Origin of the sequence: Streptomyces sp. CA-210063, assembly GCF_024612015.1 — a bacterium.
Lineage (GTDB): Bacteria > Actinomycetota > Actinomycetes > Streptomycetales > Streptomycetaceae > Streptomyces.
In genome coordinates this window covers 1,625,312-1,650,233 of record NZ_CP102512.1, presented here as the reverse complement: position 1 = coordinate 1,650,233, position 24,922 = coordinate 1,625,312, and the positions used below count along the sequence as shown (strand labels likewise).

Below are 24,922 nucleotides of genomic sequence, written 5' to 3'. Positions count from 1 at the left end.
CGTGTCCTGATGTCCTGGCGTCTGCCTCTTGCGGCGCCCGATTCCCTGGAACACATCTCACCAGCATGCCCCCTGCCCCGCGACGGGCTTGAGGGCTGGAGAGGGCACACGATGGCTTCATGGCAGTGGAACGACCAGAACAAACCCACACCGACGATCGGCGTCCGGGCCACCGCCGGCGCGGTGACCGTGAAGGACAACCCGCAGGTCGGCCAGCGGCCGTACGTCTTCGTACGCGGCTCCGACTCGCGGTTGCACGCCAACTGGTGGGACGGCGGCAAGTGGCAGTGGAGCGACCACGGCGTACCAGCGGGGCGCACCATCCTCGAGAAGGTCGGCTCCGTGACGGTCCGGGACACCCCGGGTGCGGCCCAGCGGCCGTACACCTTCGTCATCGGTGACGACTCGAAGCTGTACGCGAACTGGTGGGACGGCAGCCAGTGGCACTGGGCCGACCACGGCGCACCGAGCGGGCGGTGGGTGCGCGAAGGAGTCGGTGTCGTCGTCGTCCAGGACAGCCCGACCTCGCCCGAGCGCCCCTACGCCTTCGTCCTCACCGATGACTTCCGGCTGTGGTGCAGTTGGTGGGACGGCAGCACCTGGCACTGGGCCGACCACGGCACCCCGCCCAGCCACACCATCTCCCGCCCCCTGGGCGTCACCACCGTCCGAGACACCCCCAGCTCCTTCGACCGCCCCTACGCCTACGTCATCACCGCCGACTCCCACCTCTGGTGCAGCTGGTGGGACGGCAACACGTGGCACTGGGCCGACCACGGGACCCCGGCAGGCCAGCCGGTCAAGAACGGCGTGGGCGTCATCACGGTCCAGGACACACCGAACGCGGCCCAGCGGCCGTACGTCTTCGTCCAGGGCTACGACTCGAAGCTGTACCTGAACTGGTGGGACGGCGGCACCTGGCACTGGAGCGCCCAGGGGACGCCCAGCGGGAGGCTCATCCTCGACTCCGTCGGCGCCATCACGGTCCGGGACGCACCGACCGCGGCCCAGCGCCCGTACGCCTACGTCATCGGCGACAACTCCAAGCTGTACGCGAACTGGTGGGACGGCAGCACGTGGAAGTGGGCCGATCACGGCACCGCGACCGGACGCGTCCTCGAACGCCCCGGCGAGGTACTCACCGTGCAGGACAACAACAACGCCGCTCAGCGCCCCTACGCATTCCTCATCACCGATGACTCCGAACTGTGGGTCAACTGGTGGTCCCTCCCCTGAGCAGGGCGGGAAGGCGGGCCGCGGCAAGTCCCGCGGCCCGCACTTTCTCTCCTCCCCGGAAGGCGGGGACAAGGCCGAAGCGCGGGGCGTGGGACATCGCGGTGGTCTGTCACGCAACGGGGTTGATTCTGTTCGTCCGGGCGGGTGACGGCAGGCCCGTTCAGCCCACGGGGCAGTCGGTGGCCTGTAGTTCAGGTTTCCGAAGCGGTTCTTTACTGCGTTCCACAGCTCTGGAAGGAGTTCGTGATGAGCCGAGGTTTGATCGTCGTGGATGTGCAGAACGACTTCTGCGAAGGAGGCAGTGTTCCCGTCGCTGGAGGCGCGCGGATCGCCTCGGCGATCGCGGAACTGGTCGAGAAGAGTGCGGGGCGTGACTACCAGTACGTGGTGGCCACCCGGGATCATCACATCGATCCGGGCAGTCACTTCTCCGAGAACCCGGACTTCCGGGACAGCTTCCCCGTCCACTGTGTGGCCGGGAACGAGGGGGGTGAGTTCCACCCGAACTTCGCTCCCACGGCCACTGGTGGCAAGGTGGATGCCGTTTTCTTCAAGGGCGCTCACAGCGCTTCCAAGAGCGGCTTCGAAGGCGCCGACGACCACGGCACACCTCTGGCGGACTGGCTGCGCTCGCGGGAGGTGGAGGACGTTGATGTGGTGGGCATCGCCACCGACCACTGCGTCCGCGCGACCGCGCTGGACGCCGTCAAGGCGGGCTTCTGTGCCCGCGTGCTCCTGGACTACTCGGTCGGCGTCGCCCCGGACACCACAGCGTCGACCCTGGACGACTTCCACCGCGCAGGCGTTGCGGTATCCGGCGAGGCACCTGTACCGGAATAGTCCTGGCACCGGTCCGCCGCCGTCCAGGACCACCAGCCCACGGCAGGCCCGCTGCTCTGCCGTGGGCTCCTCCCCGGCCAGGAAGCCTGCCCGGGGACGAAGGATCGGCAACACGGCCGGTGACCGGGACGATCAAGTGCCGGGCCGCGCCATTGCTTGAGGTGATCGGCGCAGGGGTGGATGGCATGGCCGCTGCCCTGCGCCGACCTGGTCGGCCGGCAGCGCCGACGAAGCACTACCGGACGCCTTCCTGTTCGGCGGTCGGGAGGAAGGCCGGCGCGGGTCTGCGTAGGGGGCCCGGGAGCGCGTAGGCCACCGTGATGGTGGTGGCGAGGATGACGCAGGTGGTGGACAGAGCGGTGACGTTCATGGCCTCGATGAAGGCGTGGCGGACGGCGGTGGCTGCCGCTGCTCGGGTTCCTGGGGGGAGGGCTTCGAGGTCCAGGGTGCCCGGGAGGTCGTAAGGCGTGGGCCGGCGGAGCGTGGGGACGGGCTGCGGTAGTTGGTCGAGGTGGGTCCTCAGGCGCCGGGGATAGACGGTGGCGAGGATCGAGCCCTGGACGGCGATGCCCAGGACCGAACCGACTTGGCGAGAGGCGTCGTTGACAGCCGAGCCCAGGGCGGCCTGCCAGGGGGAAACCGCGTGCATGACCGCCTCGGTGCCGGCCGTGGCCACCAGCCCGGCACCGGTGCCGGCGACGAGCTGGACCACGAGCAGTCGTGGGTATCCGGAGTCGGAAGTGGTGGACGACCAGACCGCCAGGGCTCCGGCGATCAGCAGCAGGCCCAGGACGACAGGTACTTTCTCGTGGAACCGGCGGAGCAGCGGCAGGGCCGACGCCGACCCGATGACCAGGGCGCCGCCCTGGGGCAGCAGACGGAGCCCGGCCTCCCACGGGTCGTATCGGAGGATGCTTTGCAGGTAGAGGGTGACGACGAACAGCGAGCCCGCCAGGGCGAAGCACACCAGCGCCACGGCTGCGGCGCCGCCGCTCACCCGGCGGTCGCGTAGCAGGGCGGGCGGCAGCATGGGGTCAGCGGTACGGCACTGCCGTACGGCGAACGTGGCCAGCAGAGCCGTGGCGAGGGCGAAGGCGACGGTGACCGGGAGGCTGGTCCAGCCGCGTCCCGGTGCCTCGATGAGGGCCCAGACCAGTGTGGTCAGACCGGCGGCGGACAGGACGGCCCCCGGCACATCGGTCCTCCCGCGGCGCGCGGGACCGGTCGTCGGCACGAGGAGCGCGGCCAGGGCCGCGCTGATCAGTGCGAGCGGCACGTTGATCCAGAAACCGGAATGCCAGGAGAAGTGGGAGACCAGGAGCCCTGCGACCACCGGGCCGGTGAGCATGCCGAGGCCGGCCACCACCGCCCACACGGCGATCGCCTGACGGCGCAGTGCGGGCTCCGGGAAGAGGCCACTGACGATGGAGAGCGTGGCCGGCATGAACAGCGCCGCCCCGACGCCCATGCCCACCCGTGCGGCGATGACGCCGTGGGAGGTGGTCGCCAGGGCTCCCAGAGCGGAAGCCGCTGCGCACACCAGCAGGCCGCCGACGTAGGCGCGCCGTCGGCCGACACGTTCGGTGAGTCCCCCGGTGGACAGTACAAGTCCGCCCAGGGCGAGGGCGTAGCCGTCCACCACCCACTGGGCCTGGGCCGCCGTCAGATCCAGATCTCGGTGCAGGTCGGGCAGGAGTGTGTTGAGTACGGTCAGGTCCATCCCGAGCATGTAGAGCCCCAGGCAGACGGCGCCCATGGCGACCCTCCGGCGCGCCGGTGTCATGCCGCCGGTCACCGATCCTCGGGCCTTCACTGCATCCCCCTCCCTTTCATGCCGCCCCGCAGAGTACGCCCGAACCGATCGGGTGCGTATAGGGTTGCCGTATTCGGGGAATATGATTATTTGAATAGTTGAATTAATGGTTAATTGTGCGCCCGGATGTAGCCTTTCGTTGTGAGGGTGAGTGTGAAAGCATTTACGGGAATGGAGTCGGACTCCTGCCTCAATCTCCCGGTTCATGAGGGGATCCTTTGGTGCCACTGTCCCCATCGCGGACCCCTGACCTGGTGCGTCGTCCGCTGACCTGGTTGCCTGGACACCTTCCCCCGGCGGCCGGGCCGGACACCGTCGCCGATTATGTGGCACGGATTCGTGAAACGGCTTATGTGCTCAGTCGCGGCCTGGCGACAGGGCGGACCATCGCGCTCGGTGGTGGTGCTTTCACCGGACTCGCCGCGGACCCGGCTCTGCATGTCGAGGGAATTGTTCCACCCATTTATCCGGAATGGCTGGGCGAGCGTTCTTTCGGGGAGGAGCACGGTGTTCGCTTCCCTTACGTGGCCGGGGAAATGGCCATGGGTATCGCCACACCCCGGATGGTGATCGCGCTGGGCCGAGCACGGATGCTCGGCTTCCTCGGGACGGGCGGACTGGCCCATCAGGAGGTCGAACGCCGCCTGGACGAGGTGGCGCGAGCCCTCGGCGCCCAGCCGAACTGGGGGGCCAACCTCATCCACTCCCCGGCGGAGCCGTCGCTGGAGGAGAGGGTCGCCGAGTCCCTCGTGCGGCGTGGCGTGCCATGCGTCTCGGCGTCGGCGTACATGGATCTGACGCCGGCGGTGGTGCGGTGCCGTGCGGCCGGGCTGCGCCGTGCCCCCGACGGCCGGATCCTGCGCGCCCGGCGGGTGTTCGCCAAGGTGTCCCGGGAGGAAGTGGCCGAGCGCTTCATGTCTCCGGCTCCGCCGCACCTGCTGCGTGTTCTGGTCGACCGAAGGCAACTCACCGCCGAAGAGGCGGCGTTGGCCGGCCAGGTACCGATGGCCGATGACGTCACCGTGGAGTCCGACAGCGGTGGCCACACGGACAACCGCCCACTGGGCGCGCTGCTGCCCGTCATCCTGGCCCTGCGCGACCACCTCACCCGACGTCACGGCTACGCGCGCCCCATCAGGATCGGTGCCGCGGGCGGGCTGGGCACGCCGCAGGCGCTCGCCGCCGCCTTCGGAGCGGGCGCGGCGTACGTCGTCACCGGTACGGTCAACCAGATCACCGTCGAGGCGGGCACCTCGGACGACGCCAAGAACATGCTGGCCACCGCCGACATCGCCGACGTGACGATGGCTCCGGCCGCCGACATGTTCGAGATGGGCGTACGACTGCAAGTGCTGCGCCGCGGCACACTGTTCGCCTCACGCGCGAGCCGCCTGTACGAGATCTATCGTGCGGTTCCGTCGCTGGAGGCGCTCGACGCCGGCACCTCCGCTTGGCTCGAGCAAGAGGTCTTCCGTGCTCCCATGACGCGGGTGTGGGCCTGGACCGAGAAGTTCTGGGCCGAGCGCGACCCCGGACAGCTCATCCGGGCCGACACCGATCCCAAGCACCGTATGGCGCTGGTGTTCCGCTGGTATCTCGGCCGCTCCAGTGCCTGGGCGATCAACGGGGAAACCGACCGGCGCGCGGACTACCAGATCTGGTGCGGGCCGGTGATGGGAGCCTTCAACAACTGGGTGCGGGGCAGCTTCCTAGCCGAGCGCGCTCAGTGCACCGTCGTCCAGGTCGCCCTCAATCTCCTGGAGGGCGCGGCGGTGGTGACCCGGGCCCAGCAGCTGCGCTCCTACGGAGTCGCCGTCCCCGCCGCCGCCTTCACCTTCACCCCCCGACACCTCAGCTGACCCATACGGCCGGCGTCGTCCCCGAGGAGTTCCGCGCCCCATGCCCACGCATCCGAAGCCGCCGCGCCCCGCGCCCACGGACGCCACCGGGGGCCATGTCCCCGTCGCCGTGGTCGGGGTCGGAGCCCTCCTGCCCGGCGCCACCGGCGTCACGGACTTCTGGCGCGGTGTGCTGGAGGGGCGCGACCACATGAGCGACATTCCTCCGACGCACTGGCTGGTGGAGGACCACTACGATCCCGATCCGTCCGCCGTGGACAAGACCTATGCCCGACGGGGCGCCTTCCTGCCCCAGGTCGCCTTCGACCCGCTGGAGTTCGGGATGCCGCCGAAGGCCATCCCGGCCACCGACACCAGCCAGCTGCTGGCCCTCCTCGTGGCCCGGTCGGTCCTCGACGACCTCGGACCGGAGCACCTCGCCGGGACCGATCGCGACCGGGTCAGCGTCGTTCTGGGCACGACGACCCTTGAACAGGTGAGCTACTCCGTCTCCAGGCTCCAACGCCCCGTGTGGCGCAAGGCCATGCGCGAGGCCGGTCTGCCCGAGAGCCGGGTGACGGAACTGTGCGACCGGATCGCCGAGCACTATGTGCCGGCGCAGGAGGACACCTTCCCCGGCGCCCTGGCCAACGTGGTCGCGGGCCGGATCGCCAACAAGTTCGACTTCCGGGGCTCGAACCACACCGTCGACGCGGCCTGCGCCAGTTCGCTGGCCGCGCTCTCCGTGGCACTCGGCGAACTGACGCTCGGCCGGGCGGACATGGTGCTCACCGGCGGAGTCGACACCCTCACCGATCCCGGCATGTACCTGTTCTTCAGCAAGACCCCGGCCCTGTCCCCGACGGGGGACTGCCGCCCCTTCGCCGAGAACGCCGACGGAACGATGCTCGGCGAAGGACTCGCGATGTTCGCCCTGAAACGGCTGGCCGACGCCGAACGGGACGGCAACCGCGTCTACGCCGTGATCCGCGGGCTGGGGTCCTCCTCGGACGGCCACGGCACCGCTGTCTACACCCCGTTGGCCCAGGGACAGGCCAAGGCGCTGCGCCGGACCTACGACGCGTCCCGCTACGGCCCCGACACCGTGGAACTCGTCGAGGCGCACGGCACCGGAACCCGCGTCGGCGACCTCGCGGAATTCACCGCCCTCAACACGGTCTTCACCGAAACAGGGCGCCCCGACCGGCAATGGTGCGCCCTGGGCTCGGTCAAGTCGCAACTGGGCCACACCAAGTGCACCGCCGGAGCCGTGGGGCTGCTCAAGGCCGTCCTCGCGCTGCACCACAAGGTGCTCCCTCCCACCATCAAGGCCGAGCGGCCCAACCCCGACCTCGACCTCCCCGACAGCTGCTTCTACCTCAACACCCGCACCAGGCCATGGGTGCGCGGCAACGACCATCCCCGACGAGCGGCGGTCTCCAGTTTCGGATTCGGCGGCAGCAACTTCCATGTGACGGTGGAGGAATACGTGGCGGCGTCGGAGACCGGAGCAGGCGGCGCTCCCGCGTGGCGCTGCCGCACCGCGCCGACCGAACTCGTCCTGCTGGCGGCGGACTCCCCACGCGAACTGGCGGCGCTCTGTGCCGAATACGGCCAGGGGCGGCCCTTGGCCGAGACGGCTCGGATCAGTCAGCGCGCGTACCGGGCGAGCGCCCCCGCCCGGCTCGCCGTGGTCGCGACCGACGAGGCGGACCTGGCGGCCAAGCTCGCGCGGTCGGCCGAAACGCTCAGGTCGGCATCGGCATCGGCGTCGGCGTCGGCGTCGTGCGCGCCCGCGCACTCCGCGCCTGAGGGCGTCCATCTCGCCCTCGGCGCACCGGCTCCCGGCCAAGTCGCCTTTCTCTTCCCCGGCCAGGGCAGCCAGTACGTCGGCATGGGGGCCGACCTGGCCATGGAGGCGGCTGTCGCCCGCTCCGCCTGGGACGAGCTGGGGGCGCGGGAGTGGGAAGGCCTGCCACTGCACCGGGTGGTGTTCCCCGCTCCGGCCGTCACCGACACCGAGCGGGACGCCCAACGGTCCCTCCTGCGCGCCACCGAGTGGGCACAGCCCGCGATCGCCGTCCACAGCGTGGCGTCGCTGGAGGTGCTCCGTGCCCTCGGGCTGCGCCCCGACCGTGTGGCGGGCCACAGCTTCGGCGAACTCGTCGCCCTGCACGCGGCGGGAGTCCTCGATGCCCCCACGCTCCTGCACGTGGCGCGGGTGCGCGGCGAGGCCATGAGGGACGCGGCCAGCGCGGGGGGCGCCATGCTCGCCGTCGCCGCCGGGCCCGAGGAGGTGACCGACGCGATCAACGGCGTGGGCCACCCCGAGCTGTGGACGGCCAATCGCAACTCTCCCCGGCAGACCGTCGTCGGAGGAACCGTCGAGGCCGTCGAAGCCCTGCGGACGCGGCTGGCCGACGCGGGCACCGCGGCCGTTCCGCTGGAGACGAGCACCGCGTTCCACACCCCGCTCGTCGCGGACGCCGTCCAGCGCATGGCCGTACTGGCCGACAGCGTCGACATCGGCGAGCCGACGCTCACCGTCCACGGGAACGCCGAAGGCGGCGCCTGGCCCACGGCACCGGACGAGATCCGCGGGCACATCGCCGAACACATCGTCACACCCGTCGATTTCACCGCGGTGATCGAGTCGATGTACGCCGACGGCGTCCGGACCTTTGTGGAAGTAGGCCCCGGCGCGGTCCTGTCGGGACTGGTGGACGACATCCTCGCCGGTCGTGAGCACCTAGCCGTGCCGCTGGACCGCAAGGGCGCACACGGCGTGACGAGTCTTCAGGAGGCCATGGCCCGGCTCGCCGTCCGGGGGATCGACCTTGACCACGAGGCCCTGTGGACCGAGTACGCACCGCCCCGGCCCGAGACCGCGGCCGGGAGGAACGAGGAGACGCGGATGACCGTGAACATCAGTGGGGTCAACTCCGGGCGCCCCTATCCTCCTCCCGGAGGCGCGCCCCAGCTGCCCCCGGCCAATCCGGAGCCCGGCGTGGCGCCGGGGCCATGTGCTCCGGACCAACCGGCTCCGGAGCACATGGCCCCGGCGCCTGCCACGGTGCCCGTCCCCGTGTTCCCCACGCAGCCACGGGTCGCGCCGTACGTGCCGGCGCCGATGTCCCCGGACTCCGATGCCCTGTCCTCGGTCTTGTCTCCGCCGCCGGACTGGCTGCGGGTCATCGAGCAGGCGCAGGCCCAGACCGCGGAGGCGCACGCGGCGTATCAGCGTGCGTTCACGGAGAGCCATCTCGCGTTCCTGCGCGTGGCCGAGACGTCGTTCGCGGCGGTGCTCGGCGCATGCGGCATCGACGCCGGTGCCTCGACCGGCTCGCGGGAACTCGCCGTACCGGCCGTGCCCTTGCCGACCGGTTCCCCGTCGACCATGGCCGAACCACCTGAGCTGCCGCCCGAGAACGATCCCCGCCTGTCGGCATCGCCGGCCGTCGTGACGATGCCACCCCCAGCAGTGGAGAGGGAGCGCCACGAGGTGGACGTGGAGGAGTTGCTGCGGTCGGTGGTGGCCGACAGAACGGGCTTCCCCGCCGAGATGCTGAAGATGAGCATGGACATGGCCGCCGAGCTGGGTATCGACTCCATCAAGCGCGTGGAAATCCTGGGCGCTCTGATGGAGCGGGTCGGGAATCTCCCGAGTGATGAGATCTCCGAACTGAGCACCGCACGGACACTCGGTGACGTGGCGGAGGTGCTGCGGCGGCACACGTCGCCTCCGGCCGGTCCGTCCGCACACGTGGTGCCCGGCGCGGGCGGGGACCTGTCCGGAAGGCTGGCGGGTGGCACCGGCGGAGTGGCGGTCGTGGACGAGGATGGTCTGTCCGGGCTGTCAGGGCTGCCCGCACCCTCCGAGACGGTTGCCCCCTCCGAGCTGTCCGGGCCGCCCGAGCCGTCGCGGCCGCGGTGCCACATCGTCGAAGCCGTACCGGAGGATCCGGTAGGTCTGGCGCCGGCGGGGTTGTACGGTTCGCGGCTGGTGGTCACCGACGACGGTCGGGGAACCGCGCGACTGGTCGCCGACGGGCTGAGGGCGGGCGGCGTGGACGCCGTCGCCGTCGACGAGGTACCCGCCGATGCTCGCGCTGTGGTGCTGCTCGGTGGGCTCGCGCAAGCCGCCACGTGGGAGAACGCGACGGCCCTGCAGCGTGAGGCGCTGCGGGTCTGTGGCGGGCTGGCCCCGGTGCTCGAAGCGGAGGGCGGGCTCCTGGTGGTCGTCCAGGACAGCGGCGGTGACTTCGGGCTGAGCGGCCGCCACGGGGAACGTGCCTGGGCCGGCGGCCTGGCCGCGCTGGCCAGGACGGCCGCGCGGGAATGGCCACGCGCGACCGTGCGGGCCATCGACTGCGAGTGGGGTGCCCGTACCGCGCGGGAAGTGGCTGAGGTGATCGTGCGCGAGATCCTCAACGGAGGAACCGCTCTCGATGTGGGACTGCGCGCGGACGGCACGAGGCTCGTCCCGCACCTCACCCCGCGATCCTCCGTCCGATCGGCCCTCGACCCCGAACAGACGCGAGAACTCGGGCCCGAGTCGCTGCTCGTCGTCACCGGTGGGGGCCGGGGGGTCACAGCGGCGGCGCTGCGCGAACTGGCTCGCGCCCACCGGCCAGGGCTCGTCCTGGTCGGCCGTACCCGCCTGGACGACGAACCGGCCGGTCTGCGGCCCATGACCGACGAGGCGGCCCTCGTCCGGGCTCTCGCCGCGGAACACCTCGCGCGACGCCCCGCCGAACACGCCGACGCCACTCCGGCGGCGCTCGCGGCGCGGGCACGCCACATCCTCGCCGTACGCGAGATCCGGGCGACGTTGGAGGCGCTGCGACAGGCCGGCAGCGATGCCCGGTACGTCACGGCGGACGTACGCGACGCCGGTGAACTGAGCCGGGCGCTGGACCGCGTACGGAGCGAATGGGGGCGGCCCGTCACCGGGATCGTGCACGGTGCGGGCGTTCTCGCGGACCAGCGCATCGCGGAGAAGACCGAGGAGCAGTTCGACCTGGTCTTCGGTACGAAGGTCGCCGGCCTGCGCGCGTTGCTCGACGCCACGGCCGACGACCCGCTGGAGACGATCGTCCTGTTCTCGTCGGTCGCCGCCCGGTTCGGCAACACCGGGCAGGCCGACTACGCGATGGCCAACGAGGTCATGGACCAGGTGGCCTGCGTCGAACAGCACCGCCGCCGGGGCTGCCTCGTGCGGAGCATCGCCTGGGGGCCCTGGGACGGCGGCATGGTGGACGCCGGGCTGGCCGCGCACTTCGCCCGGTCCGGAGTCGGGCTGATCCATCCCGAGGCGGGCGCCCAGGTGTTCACCACCGAACTGACGGGCCCGTTGACACCGACACCGCGCGTGGTCGTGACCGCGGACGGCCCAGGTGGGCCGATGGGGTTCGGTGGGCCGACGAGTCACGGTCGGTGGACCGGTCCCGGCGCGGCCCGCGCCGCCGAGTTGCTGATCCGGCCGGACACGCACGGTCATCTGGCCGATCATGTGCCGGGCGAAGCCCCCGTCGTGCCGATGGCCGTCGTGCTCGACTGGTTCGCCCGCGCGGTCCGTTCGTGGCAGGGCGACACTGCCGAGGTCGTGCTGCGGGACCTGCGTGTCCTGCGCGGAATCGAGTGCGATGTGCGGCGGCGGGACCACCGGAGCGTTCTCACGGTCACGTCACAGCCCTCGTCCTTCCCGGGCGGTCCCGTCGAGGTGCAGTTGCGTGCCGATGGCGATGGCGCTGCCGTCCTCCACTACCGTGCCACCCTCGCGGCGCTCGACGCGACGGACACCGGTCCCTGGCCCACGGGACACGGCCTGCCGTCGTACCCAGGTGCCGACGTGCCCGGTGCGGACGACGTGTACGACGTGTACGACTCACCGGCCCTCTTCCACGGCCCCGGCTTCCGTGCACTGCGCACGGTCCACGGGCTCGGCCCCGACGGAGCGGCGGCGGAGGTCGTCGGAGCCGAGGAACTGGGCTGGGCCGACGACGCCTGGCACGTGGACCCCGGGGCGCTCGACGGGGCCCTCCAACTCGCCCTGCTGTGGGCCGAGCGCGCCCTGGGCCGGGCGTGCCTGCCGATGTCCGTCGGTACCGCGCGCCTCCCGCGTACAGGGGCGCTGACCGTCCCCACGACGTGCGCCGTGCGGGCCGGCCGCGTGCGGGGCGACACCGCGCGCTGCGACGTCGCCCTGCTCGCCGCCGACGGCGCGCCGCAGGTGCAGCTCCTTCAGGTGGAACTGGTCGCGCGCCCCGCGTGACACCGGGCCGGGCCACACCCCGGCGCGGGCGAGAGAGTGGATCAGTCGGGATCAGCATGGGATGTGAACCGATCGCGGTAGTGGGGCGCGGGTGTGTCTTTCCCGACGCCCTCGACCCGGACACGCTGTGGGAGAACGTCGCCGCCGGCCGCGTCGCCGTGGCCCCGGTGCCCGAGCGGCGCTGGCGGGTGACGGACCAGCACATCACCGGCCCGGTGGACGTGTGTGCCGATGCCACCTGGACCCGGATGGGCGGCTACGTACGCGGATTCGACGATGTCTTCGACCCGGAGGGCTTCCGCCTGGCCGGTGCCGAGGTCGGGGCGTTCGATCCGATGGTCCGCTGGGTTCTGCACAGTGCGCGCCAAGCACTCGGCGAGGCCGGATACGAGCTCCACGACGAGGCGCGGACGGCGCGGTCCGGACTCGTCCTGGGCAACCTGAGCTATCCGTCGGACGTCGCCGCGGATTTCGCCGAGCACGTGTACGTCGACGGACAGACGGCCGGTGTCCGGGACCGGCTGCTCCCCGCGCTCGGTCCCCGGCCGGCCGGTCGCGGTGCCTTCCACACGGGCCTGCCCGCGCACCTCGCGGCACGTGCCCTGGGCCTCGGCGCGGGCGCCTTCGCCCTGGACGCCGCATGCGCCTCGTACATCCATGCGGTCAAACTCGCCTGCGACCGGCTGCATGACGGCTCCGCCGACCTCATGCTCGCGGGAGCGGTCAACTGCACGGACAACCTGTTCATCCAGATCGGTTTCTGTGCCCTGGGGGCGATGAGCCGCAGCGGTCGGTGCCGGCCGTTCGACCGCCGGGCGGACGGCCTGGTGCCGGCCGAGGGAGCGGGCTTCACCGCCTTGATGCGGCTGCGCGACGCGGTCGCCGAGGGGCGGCCGGTCCTCGGCGTCGTACGCGGGGTGGGCCTGTCCAACGACGGCCGTGGGAACGGCTTCGCGTCGCCCTCGGCGGACGGCCAGGAGCAGGCCATGCGTGCGGCGTACGCCGCCGCCGGCCTCGATCCGGCCTCGATCTCGCTGCTGGAATGCCATGGCACCGGCACCCCTGTCGGAGACGCGACCGAAGTGCGCAGCTCCGCCCGTGTGTTCGCGGACCACCCCGGTCTGCCCTTCGGCTCGGTGAAGGCGAACCTCGGGCATCCGCTGACCGCCGCCGGAGCGGCCGGCATGCTCAAACTTCTCGGTGCCCTGCGCTGCGGCACCCGCCCCGCCACGCCTGGCCTGACCGAGCCGATCGACACCGTGCGCGGCACGCCGCTGCGTCCCCTGACCGAGCCGCTGCCGTGGGCCGGGCCACGTCGTGCCGGTCTGAGCGCCTTCGGGTTCGGCGGCACCAATGCCCATCTCGTCCTGGAAGCCGCGGACACGGAACGAGCCCTCGTGGCCCCACCGCCGCCGCGGCCCGTGCCGGAGCCGACCGACCGTCGGGTGGCCGTGGTGGCTCTCGGCGCACGTGTGGCCGGCGGCCGTGGCCTGGACGACTTCCGCCGCACCCTGCTCGCGGGCGACGTGGTCGGGGACACCCGGGCACGGATCGAGGTCGCGCTCCCCGGCCTGCCCTTCCCACCCCGTGATCTGGACGACGTACAGCCCCACCACCTGCTCGTCCTGGAGGCGGCGCGCGAGGCCACGGCAGGGGTGCGGCTGCCGCGCGAGCGCACGGCGGTCCTCGTCGGAGCGGGCGCGGCGGCCTCACTCACCCGGTACGGAGGCCGCTGGCGCGTCCCCTCCTGGCTGGCGGCGGCCGGCGTGCACACCGACGCCGACGAACTCGGCCGGTACCGAGACGCGTTCACCCCTGAGCTCACCGCCACCCGCGTTCTTGGCACCCTGCCGAACCTCGTCGCAGGCCGCATCAACGCCGTCCTGGACCTCCGGGGCCCCGGCTACGCGGTCTGTGCGGAGGAGGCGTCCGGAGTCGTCGCCCTGCACCTCGCGGTGCGCGCACTGCGGTCGGGCGAGATGGACGCCGCGGTCGTCGGGGCGGTTGACCTCTCCCACGATCCCGTGCACCAGGAGGCGTTGCGGGCGGTGGGCCGTGACACCCCACCAGGGGACGCGGCCGTGGTCATGGTCCTCAAACGTGTCACTGACGCCCGCCGCGACGGCGATCCCGTCCTCGCCGTCGTCGGGGACGAGCACGCCGACGGCGGCCCACCGGAATCCGACGATCTGCTGGTGCGCGGTGGGGATGCCACCGAGGCAGTCGCCCTACCCACGGCACTTCCGCCGGGCTTCGACCCCGCCGCCCTGTTCGGTACGGCGCATGCCGCTCAGGGCCTGCTGAGTGCCGCTGCCGCCGTCGTCGCCCTCGGACACCGCGTCCGGCCCCGTGCGGACGGCCCCGCCGAGCCGGACCCCGCGCTGAGGACAGCCACCGTCGTCGTCTCCACGCTGGGGGCGCCCCCGGCCCGGGTACGGCTGACGGCGGGCGACCACACTCCCTGGCTGTCGGAGGGGCCGCGCCGCCTGTCGGTGTATTCCGGCGCGGACCGCGAGGAGGTGGTGGCCGCGCTCGCCGAGGGCCGCGAGGACAGCCGCGGCCCCGCGCGCCTCGTCCTTGCGGGCCCGGCCGCGTCGGTGGCGCAGCGCAGCGAAGCGGCACGCCGATGGCTGACCGGCGCGGGCGGCCGTCCGCCCGGTGCCGCCTACCGGGCGGCGCCGATCGAGGGGGAGACGGCTTTCGTCTACACGGGCGGCTCGGCCCACTACCCCGGGGCAGGACGCGAACTGGCCCTCGCCTTCCCGGCGGAGCATGCGGAGGTACGGCGTGTCCACGGTCTGCCCGCGACCGCGCCCAGCGGCGTGCTCGGCCAGATCTTCGGGGTCACGGCCCTGGCCGCCCTGCACACCCGCCTCACCCGTGACACGCTCGGACTCGTCCCGCAGGCCGCCATCGGCTACTCGTCCGGCGAGTCGACTGCTCTCGTGGCGCTCGGGGCCTGGCCGGACGCGGCGGCCCTGTACGCCGACGCATGCGCCGACGAGTTGTTCACCCGCGATGTCACCGGCGAGCATCGCGCCGCCCGCACGGCCTGGCAGCGCCTCGGCATCACGGGCCGGCACTGGGCCACGCACGTGGTCAACGCGCCCCTCGACGAGGTGCGCGCCGCGCTGACCGGGCTACGTGCCGTGCATCTGATGGCGGTGAACGCGCCCGGTGTGTGTGTCATCGGCGGCGAGGCCGACGCCTGCGCCGCCGTTCTGGAAGGACCCCTGCGCGGGGCCCACACCGTCCGGGTCGACTATGACATGGCCGCCCACGCGCCCGAGTTGGAGGAAGTGCGCGAGCAGTGGTGGCGGCTTCATCACCGAGCCACCGTCGCGGTGCCAGGCGTCCGTTTCTACGGTTGCGCGGCCAGGGACTCGTACGTTCCCACGGCGCGGCTCGCCGCCGACGCCGTCACCGCGCAGGCCATGGGCACCATCGACTTCGCCGGGGTGATCGAGCGGGCTTACGCCGACGGTGTGCGTGTCTTCGTCGAGCATGGTCCGCGTGGCTCGTGCACGGGTTGGATCCGGCGGATCCTCGGCGATCGTGACCACCTCGCCGTCGCGTTGGACGAAACCGGTACGCACGGCGTCGACCAACTGTGCCAGGCCGTCGCCGAGTTCGCCGCCGCGGGCATCCCCTGCGCGGCACAGTCCCTGTTCGAACGCCTCACCGCCGTGGCTCCCCCTCTCGCCGACTCCCCACGCGCCACCCGCCTGATCCCGTACCGGGCTCAGGTCGTCCTCCCCGCCTCACCTGGCGGCGGGCCGCGCGTCTCCGGTGCCGCCGGTGCCTTCCCTTCCCCGGCGCGGAGCGTCGCTCCGTCCGAGGCCGCCCGGTCATTGGCGCGTCAACGTGAACTCGTCGTCGTCGCCCACCGCGACCACCTCACTCACGCCACCCGCGCCCACGAGGAATTCCTGGCGTCACGCACACGCGACCTGGCCGCGCTCATCGCGGCGGCTGGAGCGGGGAGAGCGGCGGGAGCTGACAGGGCGGCCGGAACTGCTTCTTCGCACCACACCGTGGCGTCGCCTCGCCGACCCGGCCCCGCCCCGTACCCGGGCCCGTCGTTCGACCGCGCGCAGCTCGAACGGCATGCGACCGGACGGATCTCCGACCTGTTCGGGCCGCTCTTCGCGCCGCAGGACGGCCGAGTCCGCCAGACCCGGCTGCCCGCGCCTCCCCTGTTGCTCATCGACCGGGTCCTGGGGATCGCCGCCGAGCCGGCCTCCCTGGGCACCGGAATGATCTGGACCGAGACCACGGTGCGGAACGACAGCTGGTACGTCGATCCCGCAGGACGGATGCCCGCGGGCCTCATGATCGAGGCGGGGCAGGCCGACATGCTGCTCATGAGCTACCTCGGCGCCGATCTGGCAGGACAGGGCGACCGCGTGTACCGCCTGCTGGGCTGTGAGGCCGACTTCCACGGTGTCGCGCCGCGCCCCGGCGACACTCTGCGCTACGCGATCCACGTCACCGGCAACACCGAGCACAACGGCATCCGGATCTTCTTCTTCCAGTACGACTGCTACGTGGGCGACGAACTCCGGCTGCGCGTACGCGAGGGACAGGCCGGATACTTCACGGACGCAGAGCTGGCGGACAGCGACGGGGTGCGGTGGGACCCGGCCGACCACACCCCGCCGGAGCCGGCCCGCCACGACCCGCCGGCTGTCGACCAGGTGGCCGTCCGCTTTGGCCATGAGCAGGTGCGGGCGTTCGCCGAGGGACGCCCCGCCGACTGCTTCGGGCCGGGCTGGGAACGCACACACGCCCACGTGCGGTCACCGGGCATCGACAGCGGGCGCCTGCTCCTGCTCCACGAAGTCACCGCACTCGACCCCGCGGGAGGTCCCTGGAAACGCGGCTATCTCCGGGCCGAAACACCGATCGAGGGCGACGAATGGTTCTTTGACGGCCACTTCCACAACGATCCCTGCATGCCCGGCACCTTGATGTTCCAGGCAGGCGTGCAGGCCATGGCCTTCTATCTCGCCGCCCTGGGCCACACCGTCGACCGGGACGGCTGGCGTTTCGAACCGGTGCCCGGCCGCACGACCCGGATGCGCTGCCGAGGGCAGGCCACCCCCGCGAGCCGGCTCGTGACCTACGAACTGTTCGTCCGGGAGACGCACGCCGGACCGCACCCCGAACTCCGGGCCGACATGCTCGTCACCGTCGACGGTGTGAAGGCGTTCCACGCCGCCGACGTCGGCGTACGCCTGGTGCCCGACTGGCCCCTCACTCACTGGCGAGAACTGGGCCCACCCGTCGTACGGACGACCGGCGAACACGTGCCACCGGGTCTGCTGGGCGGCCTCGTCGGGCACCGGGAAACCAGGCCGGTGGCCGAGTCGGGCGGAGTCTCGTACGGCTACCCGGCTCTCCTCGCCTGTGCCTGGGGCAGACCGTCCGAGGCATTCGGTCCCGCTGTCGCGGCCCTGGACGACGGCCGGCCCCTGCCGCGTCTCCCCGGCCCGCCCTATCACTTCGTGAGCCGGGTCGTCTCGATCGAGGGCCCCCAGCACACACTGAGGGAAGGCAGCGGCGTACGAGCCGAGTACGACGTACCGGAACAGACCTGGTACTTCGATCAGAACGGCACGGCCACCATGCCCTTCGCGGTGCTGCTGGAGGTCGCCCTGCAACCCTGCGGATGGCTCGCCATGTACGGCATCGGCAACGCGCTCGCGGACGGGCCGCCGCTGGCGTTCCGCAATCTCGACGGCACCGCCATCGTGCACCGCGCGGTGGATCCCGGCACGCGCACACTGCACACCCACGCGGAACTGACCGGTGTCTCCCGGTACGGCGACATGATCCTGACGGCCTTCACCGTCCGGTGCCTGGCCGACGGAGAACCCCTCGCGGACCTCCAGACGTCCTTCGGTTTCTTCCCGGCGGAAGCCTTGGCCAGACAACTCGGCCTGCCCGCCACCGAGGCCGAACGAGCCCGCCTGGCCGCACCTTCCGACGTCACTGTCGCCCTCGGCGCCGACCGTCCCTCAGGAATCGGCCCCATGCTGCGCATGCTCGACCGCGTCACAGGCTACTGGCCCGACGGCGGCCCACATGGACAGGGACGGCTGCGTGCGGAGAAGCACATCGATCCCGGAGCCTGGTACTTCAGCGCGCACTTCTTCCAGGACCCGGTCCAGCCGGGATCCCTCGGTATCGAAGCCATGTGCCAACTCCTACGGTTCCACATCGAGGAACGCTGCGCGGGAACCCTTCCCGAGGGAACGCGTTTCGAGCCCATCCTGACCGGCTGGAAAACCACCTGGAAATACCGCGGGCAGGTCGTTCCCACCGACCGTCTTCTCACCGTCGAGATGGATGTGCTGAGCTTCACGCGCGATCCGGGCAGCACCACGGCTGTTGCCGAGGCATGGCTGTGGATCGACGGCCGCCGCATCTACCATGTGCGCGACCTCGGCATGAGGGCGGTGTACCCGAAATGAACGAACCCGGTGTCGGTGCCCGGCTGTTGGAGGAGGAGCGAAATGCTGTGCGCTTCGCCGGGTACGACTATTCCTACCGAATCATCCATCAGGATCGTCCGACCACCGAGCCCATTGTTCTCCTGGGCGGGGTACTGCAGGATCAGTTCGCCTGGACCGGTGTGGAGCAGCATCTCTCCGCACACGCATCTGTCATCACCGTGGATCTGCCGGGGGCAGGGGATTCCGATGTGCTGCCCGCCTACCACGGTTTCGACTTCCTCGCCGATGCGCTGGCCCATGTGCTCGACGACGCCGGAATCCCGAGGGCCAATCTCTTCGGAGCCTGCTACGGAGCCGTCACGGCCGGCCGTTTCATCTGCCGCCATCCCGCGCGTACGGTCGGCGCGGTCCTGGCCTCCGTCGGCCCTGAACTCGCTCCTCAGACACGGGACTCGCTCCACTACGCGTTGGATGCTTTGGTAGGAGGAGATCCGGACGAGTTCGTAAGGACCACGGTCGATCTCTTCTTTCCGCCCACTGCGGGCGAGTCCGCTCAGCGGAAGGCGATCACCTTGCTCGCCTACCGGAATTTCAACTCACTCTCCCCGGACGGGATGGACAGGTATGTGCAGAACACGCTGCGGGTTCTGCGTCATCCGTTGCGCCCCCGTGAGGCTATTCCCGCTGATGTGCGCTTTCTGATCGTCGCCGGTGAACACGACCGGTTCGCTCCTCCAGGGCTCAGCCGCGAGTTGGCGGTTGAACTTCCCCGTGCCGATTTCGCGGTCATCAGGGACGCCGGCCATCTGCTGAGCGGGGAGCGGCCCGAGGCACTCGCGGATCTGATCGCGAATTTCACCATGGGACGCTCCGTCGACACGGCCGAGTACCTCGCGACCTACGAGTCCTTGGACCGTCTCGCCGGATGAGCCAGAGTCCGGCACCGCCCTGCGCCGAGGTGCCGAGTCTCAGGAGTGGACTCCCTCTCTGCCTCGTAAGAAGTTCCCGCGTCGACGCGTAACGTGAAGCAGCATGAAGATCCTCATCAGCGCCGACATGGAGGGCGCCACCGGTGTCACCTGGCCGGCCGACGTGCTGCCGGGGACGCCGCAGTGGGAGCGGTGTCGTGCGATGTTCACCTCCGATGTCAACGCCGCCGTGCTCGGCTTCTTCGACGGCGGAGCCGACGAGGTGCTGATCAACGAGGCGCACTGGACGATGCGCAATCTGCTGCTGGAGCGGTTGGACGAGCGCGCGCAGATGCTGACCGGGCGGCACAAGGCGCTGTCCATGGTGGAGGGCGTGCAGCACGGGGACGTGGACGGGATCGCGTTCGTCGGCTACCACGCGGGCGCGGGGATGGAAGGGGTCCTGGCCCACACGTATCTCGCGAACTCCGTCACCGGCGTGTGGGTCAACGACGAGCGGGCGAGCGAAGGGCTCCTGAATTCGCATGTCGTGGCCGAGTACGGGGTACCGGTGGTCCTGGTGACAGGCGACGACGTGGCTTGCGAGGACGCCCTGGGGTACGCGCCCGGGGCGCTCAAAGTGGCGGTCAAGGACCATGTGTCGCGGTACGCGGCGGTGTGCCGCACCCCGGCGAGAACGGCCGCCGACATCCGCGCGGCGGCGAAGGAGGCCGCGTCGCTCGCGGTGCGTCACGAACCCGTCAGGGGCGGGCCGTTCACCGTGGCGCTGGAGTTCGACGCCGAGCACCTGGCGATGGCCGCGACCGTCGTGCCCGGTGTGGCACGTATCGGTGAACGCAAGGTCGCGTACACCAGCCCGACCATGTACGAGGGCATCCGTACCTTCAAGGCGGTCACGACGATCGTCTCGGCCGCAGTGGAGGAGACCTATGGCTGAGCAGACGGCACCGGTGGAGCAGCGGGCACTCGACGAGGTCGTCCGGTTCACTTCCGACCTCATCCGCATCGACACCACCAACCGCGGCGGCGGGGACTGCCGGGAGCGGCCCGCCGCCGAGTACGCCGCCGCGCTGCTGGGCGAGGTCGGTCTGGAGCCCACGCTGCTTGAGCGCACCGAGGGCCGGACGAATGTCGTCGCGCGGATCGAGGGCAGCGAACCGTCGGCGGACGCGCTGCTCGTCCACGGTCATCTGGACGTGGTGCCCGCGCGGGCGGAGGACTGGAGCGTGCACCCGTTCTCCGGGGAGATCCGCGACGGCGTCGTCTGGGGCCGGGGCGCGGTCGACATGAAGAACATGGACGCGATGATCCTCGCGGTCGTCCGGCACTGGGCGCGCACGGGTGTACGGCCCCGCAGGGACATCGTGATCGCGTTCACCGCCGACGAGGAGGCGAGCGCCGAGGACGGCTCCGGTTTCCTCGCCGACGAACACGCCGGACTCTTCGAGGGCTGCACCGAGGGCATCAGCGAGTCGGGGGCGTTCACCGTCCACGACGGCGCCGGCCGGCAGATCTATCCCATCGCGGCGGGGGAGCGCGGCACCGGCTGGCTGAAGCTCACCGCGCGCGGCCGGGCCGGCCACGGCTCCAAGGTGAACCGGGCCAACGCGGTGACCCGCCTCGCGGGGGCGATCGCCCGGATCGGCGCGCACGAGTGGCCCGTCCGGCTCACCCCGACCGTCCGCGCGGCCCTCACCGAACTCGCCGCGCTGTACGGCATCGAGGCCGACCTCGACGACCGCCATGACGTCGACCGGCTGATCGACAAGCTCGGTCCGGCCGCCGCCCTGGTCGAGGCGACCGTGCGCAACAGCGCCAACCCGACCATGCTGGAAGCCGGTTACAAGATCAATGTGATTCCGGGGGAGGCCGTCGCCCATGTGGACGGGCGGTATCTGCCCGGCGGCGAGGACGAGTTCCGGGAGACCCTCGACCGGCTCACCGGCCCCGATGTGGAGTGGGAGTACGAGCACCGGGAGGTGGCCCTCCAGGCCCCGGTGGACTCCGTGACGTACGCCCGGATGCGGGCCGCCGTCGAGGAGTTCGCGCCCGAGGGGCAGGTCGTGCCGTTCTGCATGCCGGGCGGCACGGACGCCAAGCAGTTCTCACGGCTCGGCATCACCGGCTACGGCTTCTCGCCGCTGAAGCTCCCGGAGGGCTTCGACTACGGGGCGCTCTTCCACGGCGTCGACGAGCGCGTCCCGGTCGAGGCGCTCCACTTCGGCGTCCGCGTACTCGACCGCTTCCTGCGGACGGCCTGAGAAACGATGGCACACGGGGGACCAAGGGAGATGGGGGACAAGGTGCAGACCCTGGCGTACGGTTCGTGGCCCTCGCCGATCGACGCGGCGCTCGCCGCCGCGCACGACGGGCATCCCGAGTTCGTGGGCTTCGTCGGCGACGAGGCGTGGTGGACCGAGCCGAGGCCCACCGAGGGCGGCCGCCGCACCCTCGTGCGGCGTACGGCCGACGGCACGGAGGAGTCGGTGCTGCCGCCGCCGTGGAACGTGCGCAGCCGGGTCATGGAGTACGGCGGTCAGCCCTGGGCCGGCGTCCTGCGGGACGACGGCCCCCTCGTGGTCTTCGTGAACTTCGCCGACCAGCGCCTCTACCGCTACGAGCCCGGCGGCGAGCCCCGCCCGCTCACCCCGGTGTCGCCGGTGGGCGGCGGACTGCGCTGGGTGGACCCCCAGCCGCACCCGGAGCGGAACGAGGTGTGGTGCGTCCTGGAGGAGTTCACCGGCGACGGTCCCACCGACCTACGGCGGGTCGTCGCCGCCGTCCCGCTGGACGGCTCGGCGGCCGAGGACCGGGGCGCCGTACGTGAAATCACCGACGACAGCCACCGGTTCGTCACCGGCCCCCGTCTCTCGCCCGACGGCCGCCGCGCCGCGTGGCTCGCCTGGGACCATCCGCGCATGCCGTGGGACGGCACGTCGCTGCTCGTCGCCGAGGTGACCGAGGACGGCCTGCTGGGCGAGCCCAGGACCGTCGGCGGCGGCCCGGACGAGTCCGTCGCCCAGGCCGAGTGGGCCGCCGACGGGACGCTCGTGTACTCCAGCGACACCACCGGCTACTGGAACCTGTACCGCCTCGACGGCGACGAGCGTACGGCTCTGTGCGCCCGGGAGGAGGAGTTCGGCGGGCCGCTGTGGAAGGTCGGCTGGCGCTGGTTCGCGCTGCTGGAGGGCGGCCTCGCCGCCGTGGTGCACGGGCGGGGCGCCACCTCGCTCGGCATCCTCGACACCGAGACCGGTCAGGTCGTCGACGCGGCCGGACCATGGACCGAGTTCGCCCCGTCCCTCGCCGTGCGCGGCAGCCGGGTCCTCGGCATCGGGGCCAGCCCCCGCAGCGCCTACGAGGTGGTCGAGCTGGACGCCACCACCGGCGACGCCCGCGTGATCGGGGCCGCGCACGACGACCCGGTGGACCCCGCGTACTACCCCGAACCGCAGATCCGCACCTTCCTCGGCCCCGCCGGACGCGAGATCCACGCGCACATCTACCCGCCCCACCACCCCGGCTGCGTCGCCTTCAGCACCGAGCTGCCGCCGTACGTCGTCTGGGCGCACGGCGGACCCACCGGCCGCGCGCCCCTGGTCCTCGACCTGGCGATCGCGTACTTCACCTCGCGCGGCATCGGGGTCGCCGAGGTCAACTACGGGGGGTCCACCGGATACGGCCGGGAGTACCGCAACCGGCTGCGCGAGCAGTGGGGTGTCGTGGACGTCGAGGACTGCGCGGCGGTCGCGCTCGGCCTCGCCGACGAGGGAACCGCCGACCGGACCAGGCTCGCCGTGCGGGGCGGCAGCGCCGGCGGCTGGACGGCGGCCGCGTCCCTCACCACGACCGACGTCTACGCCTGCGGAACCATCCTGTATCCCATCCTCGACCTCACGAACTGGGGCTCGGGGGAAACCCACGACTTCGAGTCCCAGTATCTGGAGAGCCTGGTCGGACCGCTGGCCGAGGAGCCCATGCGGTACGCGGAGCGCTCGCCCAGCGAGCACGTCGACCGGATCACCGCGCCCTTCCTGCTGCTCCAGGGCCTCGACGACGTGATCTGCCCGCCCGTGCAGTGCGAGCGGTTCCTGGCCGGTCTGGAGGGGCGGCGGGTGCCGCACGCGTACATCGCGTTCGAGGGGGAGGGGCACGGATTCCGGCGGGCGGAGACAATGGTGCGGGTCCTGGAGGCGGAGCTTTCGCTGTACGCGCAGGTCTTCGGGTTGAATCCACCGGGAATCCCTACTCTGGAGCTCGCCAAGTGACGACACCCGCCCCGCACCGGCCGACCACCCCGGCCCCCGCCGTCCCGCCGCTGACCAGGCCCGCCCGTCTCGCCCCCGGCGCCCGCGTGGCCGTCGTCGCCCCCAGCGGGCCGGTGCCCGAGGAGCGGCTCAGCGCCGGACTGGACCTCCTGCGGGGCTGGGACCTCGACCCCGTCGTCGGACCCCACACGCTGGACCGGCACCCCGAGTTCGACTACCTCGCGGGCACGGACGCCGACCGCGCCGCCGACTTCCAGGCCGCCTGGTGCGACCCGTCCGTGTCCGCCGTGCTCTGCGCCCGCGGCGGCTACGGCGTACAGCGGATGGCCGACCTGCTCGACTGGGACGCGATTCGGGCGGCGGGCCCCAAGATCCTCGTCGGCTTCAGTGACATCACGGCGCTGCACGAGGCGTTCGCCACCCGCGCCGGACTGGTCACCCTGCACGGCCCCATGGCCGCGGGCGTCGACTTCCTCAAGAACGCGCGGGCCCAGGAGCATCTGCGGGCGACCCTCTTCGCCCCGGAGACGGTACGCACGATCAAGGCCGCCGAAGGAAGCGCCCCGCTCCTGCCCGGGCGCGCCCGAGGCGTCCTCCTCGGCGGCTGCCTCTGCCTCCTCGCCGCCGAACTCGGCAACCCCCACGTCCGCCCCTCCGCCCGAGGCGCCCTCCTCTGCCTGGAGGACGTCGGCGAGGAGACCTACCGCCTCGACCGCTACCTCACCCAACTCCTCCGCGCCGGCTGGCTCGACGGCGTCGCCGGCGTCCTGCTCGGCTCCTGGGCCCAGTGCGAGCCGTACGAAAGGGTGCGGGGGCTGCTGGTCGACCGGCTGGGCGGGCTCGGGGTGCCGATGGTGGAGGAGTTCGGCTTCGGCCACGGCGACGGGGCGCTGACCATCCCGTTCGGGGTGATGGCGGAGCTGGACGCCGAGGCGGGGACGCTGACGCTGGACGAGCCGGCGCTGGTCTGACAGCGGGCGCGTCCCGGCGGTTCGCGTCATCCTGGAGACATGAGCCCGAAGACATCGGAACGTGTCCGGACGCACGGGCGGAAGCGGTGGGGTGATCTGCTGACACCCGGCCGGGTCATCGTGGGTGTGCTCGCGGTGCTCGCGCTCGTCTTCGTCTTCCAGAACACGCAGAACACCGAGATCGAGCTGTTGGTCTCCGAGGTCACCATGCCGCTGTGGCTGGCGCTGCTGGGGACGGGATTGATCGGGGCCCTGTGCGGGGCGTTCTTCATGAGACGGCGCAGGTGACGCGCGC

Annotated in this window: 12 protein-coding genes; 11 read left to right on the top strand and 1 reads right to left on the bottom strand. The window is 71.6% G+C overall.

The window, feature by feature from the left end; all coding sequences use genetic code 11:
- The first annotated feature begins 111 nt into the window (after nt 1-111).
- Together JIX56_RS07140 and JIX56_RS07135 are read left to right on the top strand one after the other, a co-directional pair.
- On the top strand, nt 112-1,236 hold the full coding sequence (locus JIX56_RS07140) for a hypothetical protein (protein ID WP_257537919.1): 1,125 nt from the start codon (nt 112-114) through the stop codon (nt 1,234-1,236).
- Nucleotides 1,237-1,482: 246 nt separating this feature from the next.
- A complete protein-coding gene (locus JIX56_RS07135) occupies nt 1,483-2,076 on the top strand; it encodes an isochorismatase family protein (RefSeq protein ID WP_257537918.1) in 594 nt (197 codons plus the stop codon).
- Between the two features lie 235 nt (nt 2,077-2,311).
- Here the strand turns inward: JIX56_RS07135 and JIX56_RS07130 are convergent, their stop codons facing one another.
- Complete coding sequence (locus JIX56_RS07130) at nt 2,312-3,889, bottom strand: MFS transporter (RefSeq protein WP_257537917.1); 1,578 nt, start codon at nt 3,887-3,889, stop codon at nt 2,312-2,314.
- Between the two features lie 254 nt (nt 3,890-4,143).
- Between JIX56_RS07130 and JIX56_RS07125 the strand changes: the two genes are divergently transcribed.
- The 9 genes from JIX56_RS07125 (at nt 4,144) to JIX56_RS07085 (ending at nt 24,915) form a co-directional block, all read left to right on the top strand.
- On the top strand, nt 4,144-5,748 hold the full coding sequence (locus JIX56_RS07125) for a PfaD family polyunsaturated fatty acid/polyketide biosynthesis protein (RefSeq protein WP_257537916.1): 1,605 nt from the start codon (nt 4,144-4,146) through the stop codon (nt 5,746-5,748).
- A 40-nt stretch (nt 5,749-5,788) separates the two neighbouring features.
- Nucleotides 5,789-12,001, top strand: coding sequence for a type I polyketide synthase (locus JIX56_RS07120; protein ID WP_257537915.1), 6,213 nt, complete (start codon nt 5,789-5,791; stop codon nt 11,999-12,001).
- A gap of 56 nt (nt 12,002-12,057) precedes the next feature.
- On the top strand, nt 12,058-18,477 hold the full coding sequence (locus JIX56_RS07115) for a beta-ketoacyl synthase N-terminal-like domain-containing protein (protein ID WP_257537914.1): 6,420 nt from the start codon (nt 12,058-12,060) through the stop codon (nt 18,475-18,477).
- Nucleotides 18,474-19,388 carry an alpha/beta fold hydrolase gene (locus JIX56_RS07110; RefSeq protein ID WP_257537913.1) on the top strand — a complete coding sequence of 305 codons (915 nt, stop codon included), beginning with the start codon at nt 18,474-18,476 and terminating at the stop codon, nt 19,386-19,388. The genes JIX56_RS07115 and JIX56_RS07110 overlap by 4 nt, the downstream gene beginning before the upstream one ends.
- Before the next feature lie 103 nt (nt 19,389-19,491).
- On the top strand, nt 19,492-20,325 hold the full coding sequence (locus tag JIX56_RS07105; protein WP_257537912.1) for a M55 family metallopeptidase: 834 nt from the start codon (nt 19,492-19,494) through the stop codon (nt 20,323-20,325).
- Entirely contained in the window at nt 20,318-21,649 is a 1,332-nt protein-coding gene (locus tag JIX56_RS07100) for a M20/M25/M40 family metallo-hydrolase (protein ID WP_257537911.1), read from the top strand. The genes JIX56_RS07105 and JIX56_RS07100 overlap by 8 nt, the downstream gene beginning before the upstream one ends.
- 30 nt (nt 21,650-21,679) lie before the next feature.
- Nucleotides 21,680-23,656, top strand: a complete 1,977-nt coding sequence (locus JIX56_RS07095; RefSeq protein ID WP_257537910.1) for a dipeptidyl-peptidase 5 — start codon at nt 21,680-21,682, stop codon at nt 23,654-23,656.
- Nucleotides 23,653-24,627, top strand: coding sequence for a S66 peptidase family protein (locus JIX56_RS07090; RefSeq protein WP_443031787.1), 975 nt, complete (start codon nt 23,653-23,655; stop codon nt 24,625-24,627). Before JIX56_RS07095 ends, JIX56_RS07090 begins: the two co-directional genes overlap by 4 nt.
- A 39-nt stretch (nt 24,628-24,666) precedes the next feature.
- Nucleotides 24,667-24,915: a LapA family protein gene (locus tag JIX56_RS07085; protein WP_257537909.1), complete on the top strand. Its 249-nt coding sequence runs from the start codon at nt 24,667-24,669 to the stop codon at nt 24,913-24,915.
- Nucleotides 24,916-24,922: the final 7 nt, after the last annotated feature.

Bases quoted from the DNA above. Each gene is read 5' to 3' on its own strand.
- JIX56_RS07140 (WP_257537919.1), top strand. From the start codon at position 112: ATGGCTTCATGGCAGTGGAACGACCAGAACAAACCCACACCGACGATC.
- JIX56_RS07135 (WP_257537918.1), top strand. From the start codon at position 1,483: ATGAGCCGAGGTTTGATCGTCGTGGATGTGCAGAACGACTTCTGCGAA.
- JIX56_RS07120 (WP_257537915.1), top strand. From the start codon at position 5,789: ATGCCCACGCATCCGAAGCCGCCGCGCCCCGCGCCCACGGACGCCACC.
- JIX56_RS07115 (WP_257537914.1), top strand. From the start codon at position 12,058: ATGGGATGTGAACCGATCGCGGTAGTGGGGCGCGGGTGTGTCTTTCCC.
- JIX56_RS07110 (WP_257537913.1), top strand. From the start codon at position 18,474: ATGAACGAACCCGGTGTCGGTGCCCGGCTGTTGGAGGAGGAGCGAAAT.
- JIX56_RS07105 (WP_257537912.1), top strand. From the start codon at position 19,492: ATGAAGATCCTCATCAGCGCCGACATGGAGGGCGCCACCGGTGTCACC.
- JIX56_RS07100 (WP_257537911.1), top strand. From the start codon at position 20,318: ATGGCTGAGCAGACGGCACCGGTGGAGCAGCGGGCACTCGACGAGGTC.
- JIX56_RS07095 (WP_257537910.1), top strand. From the start codon at position 21,680: ATGGGGGACAAGGTGCAGACCCTGGCGTACGGTTCGTGGCCCTCGCCG.
- JIX56_RS07085 (WP_257537909.1), top strand. From the start codon at position 24,667: ATGAGCCCGAAGACATCGGAACGTGTCCGGACGCACGGGCGGAAGCGG.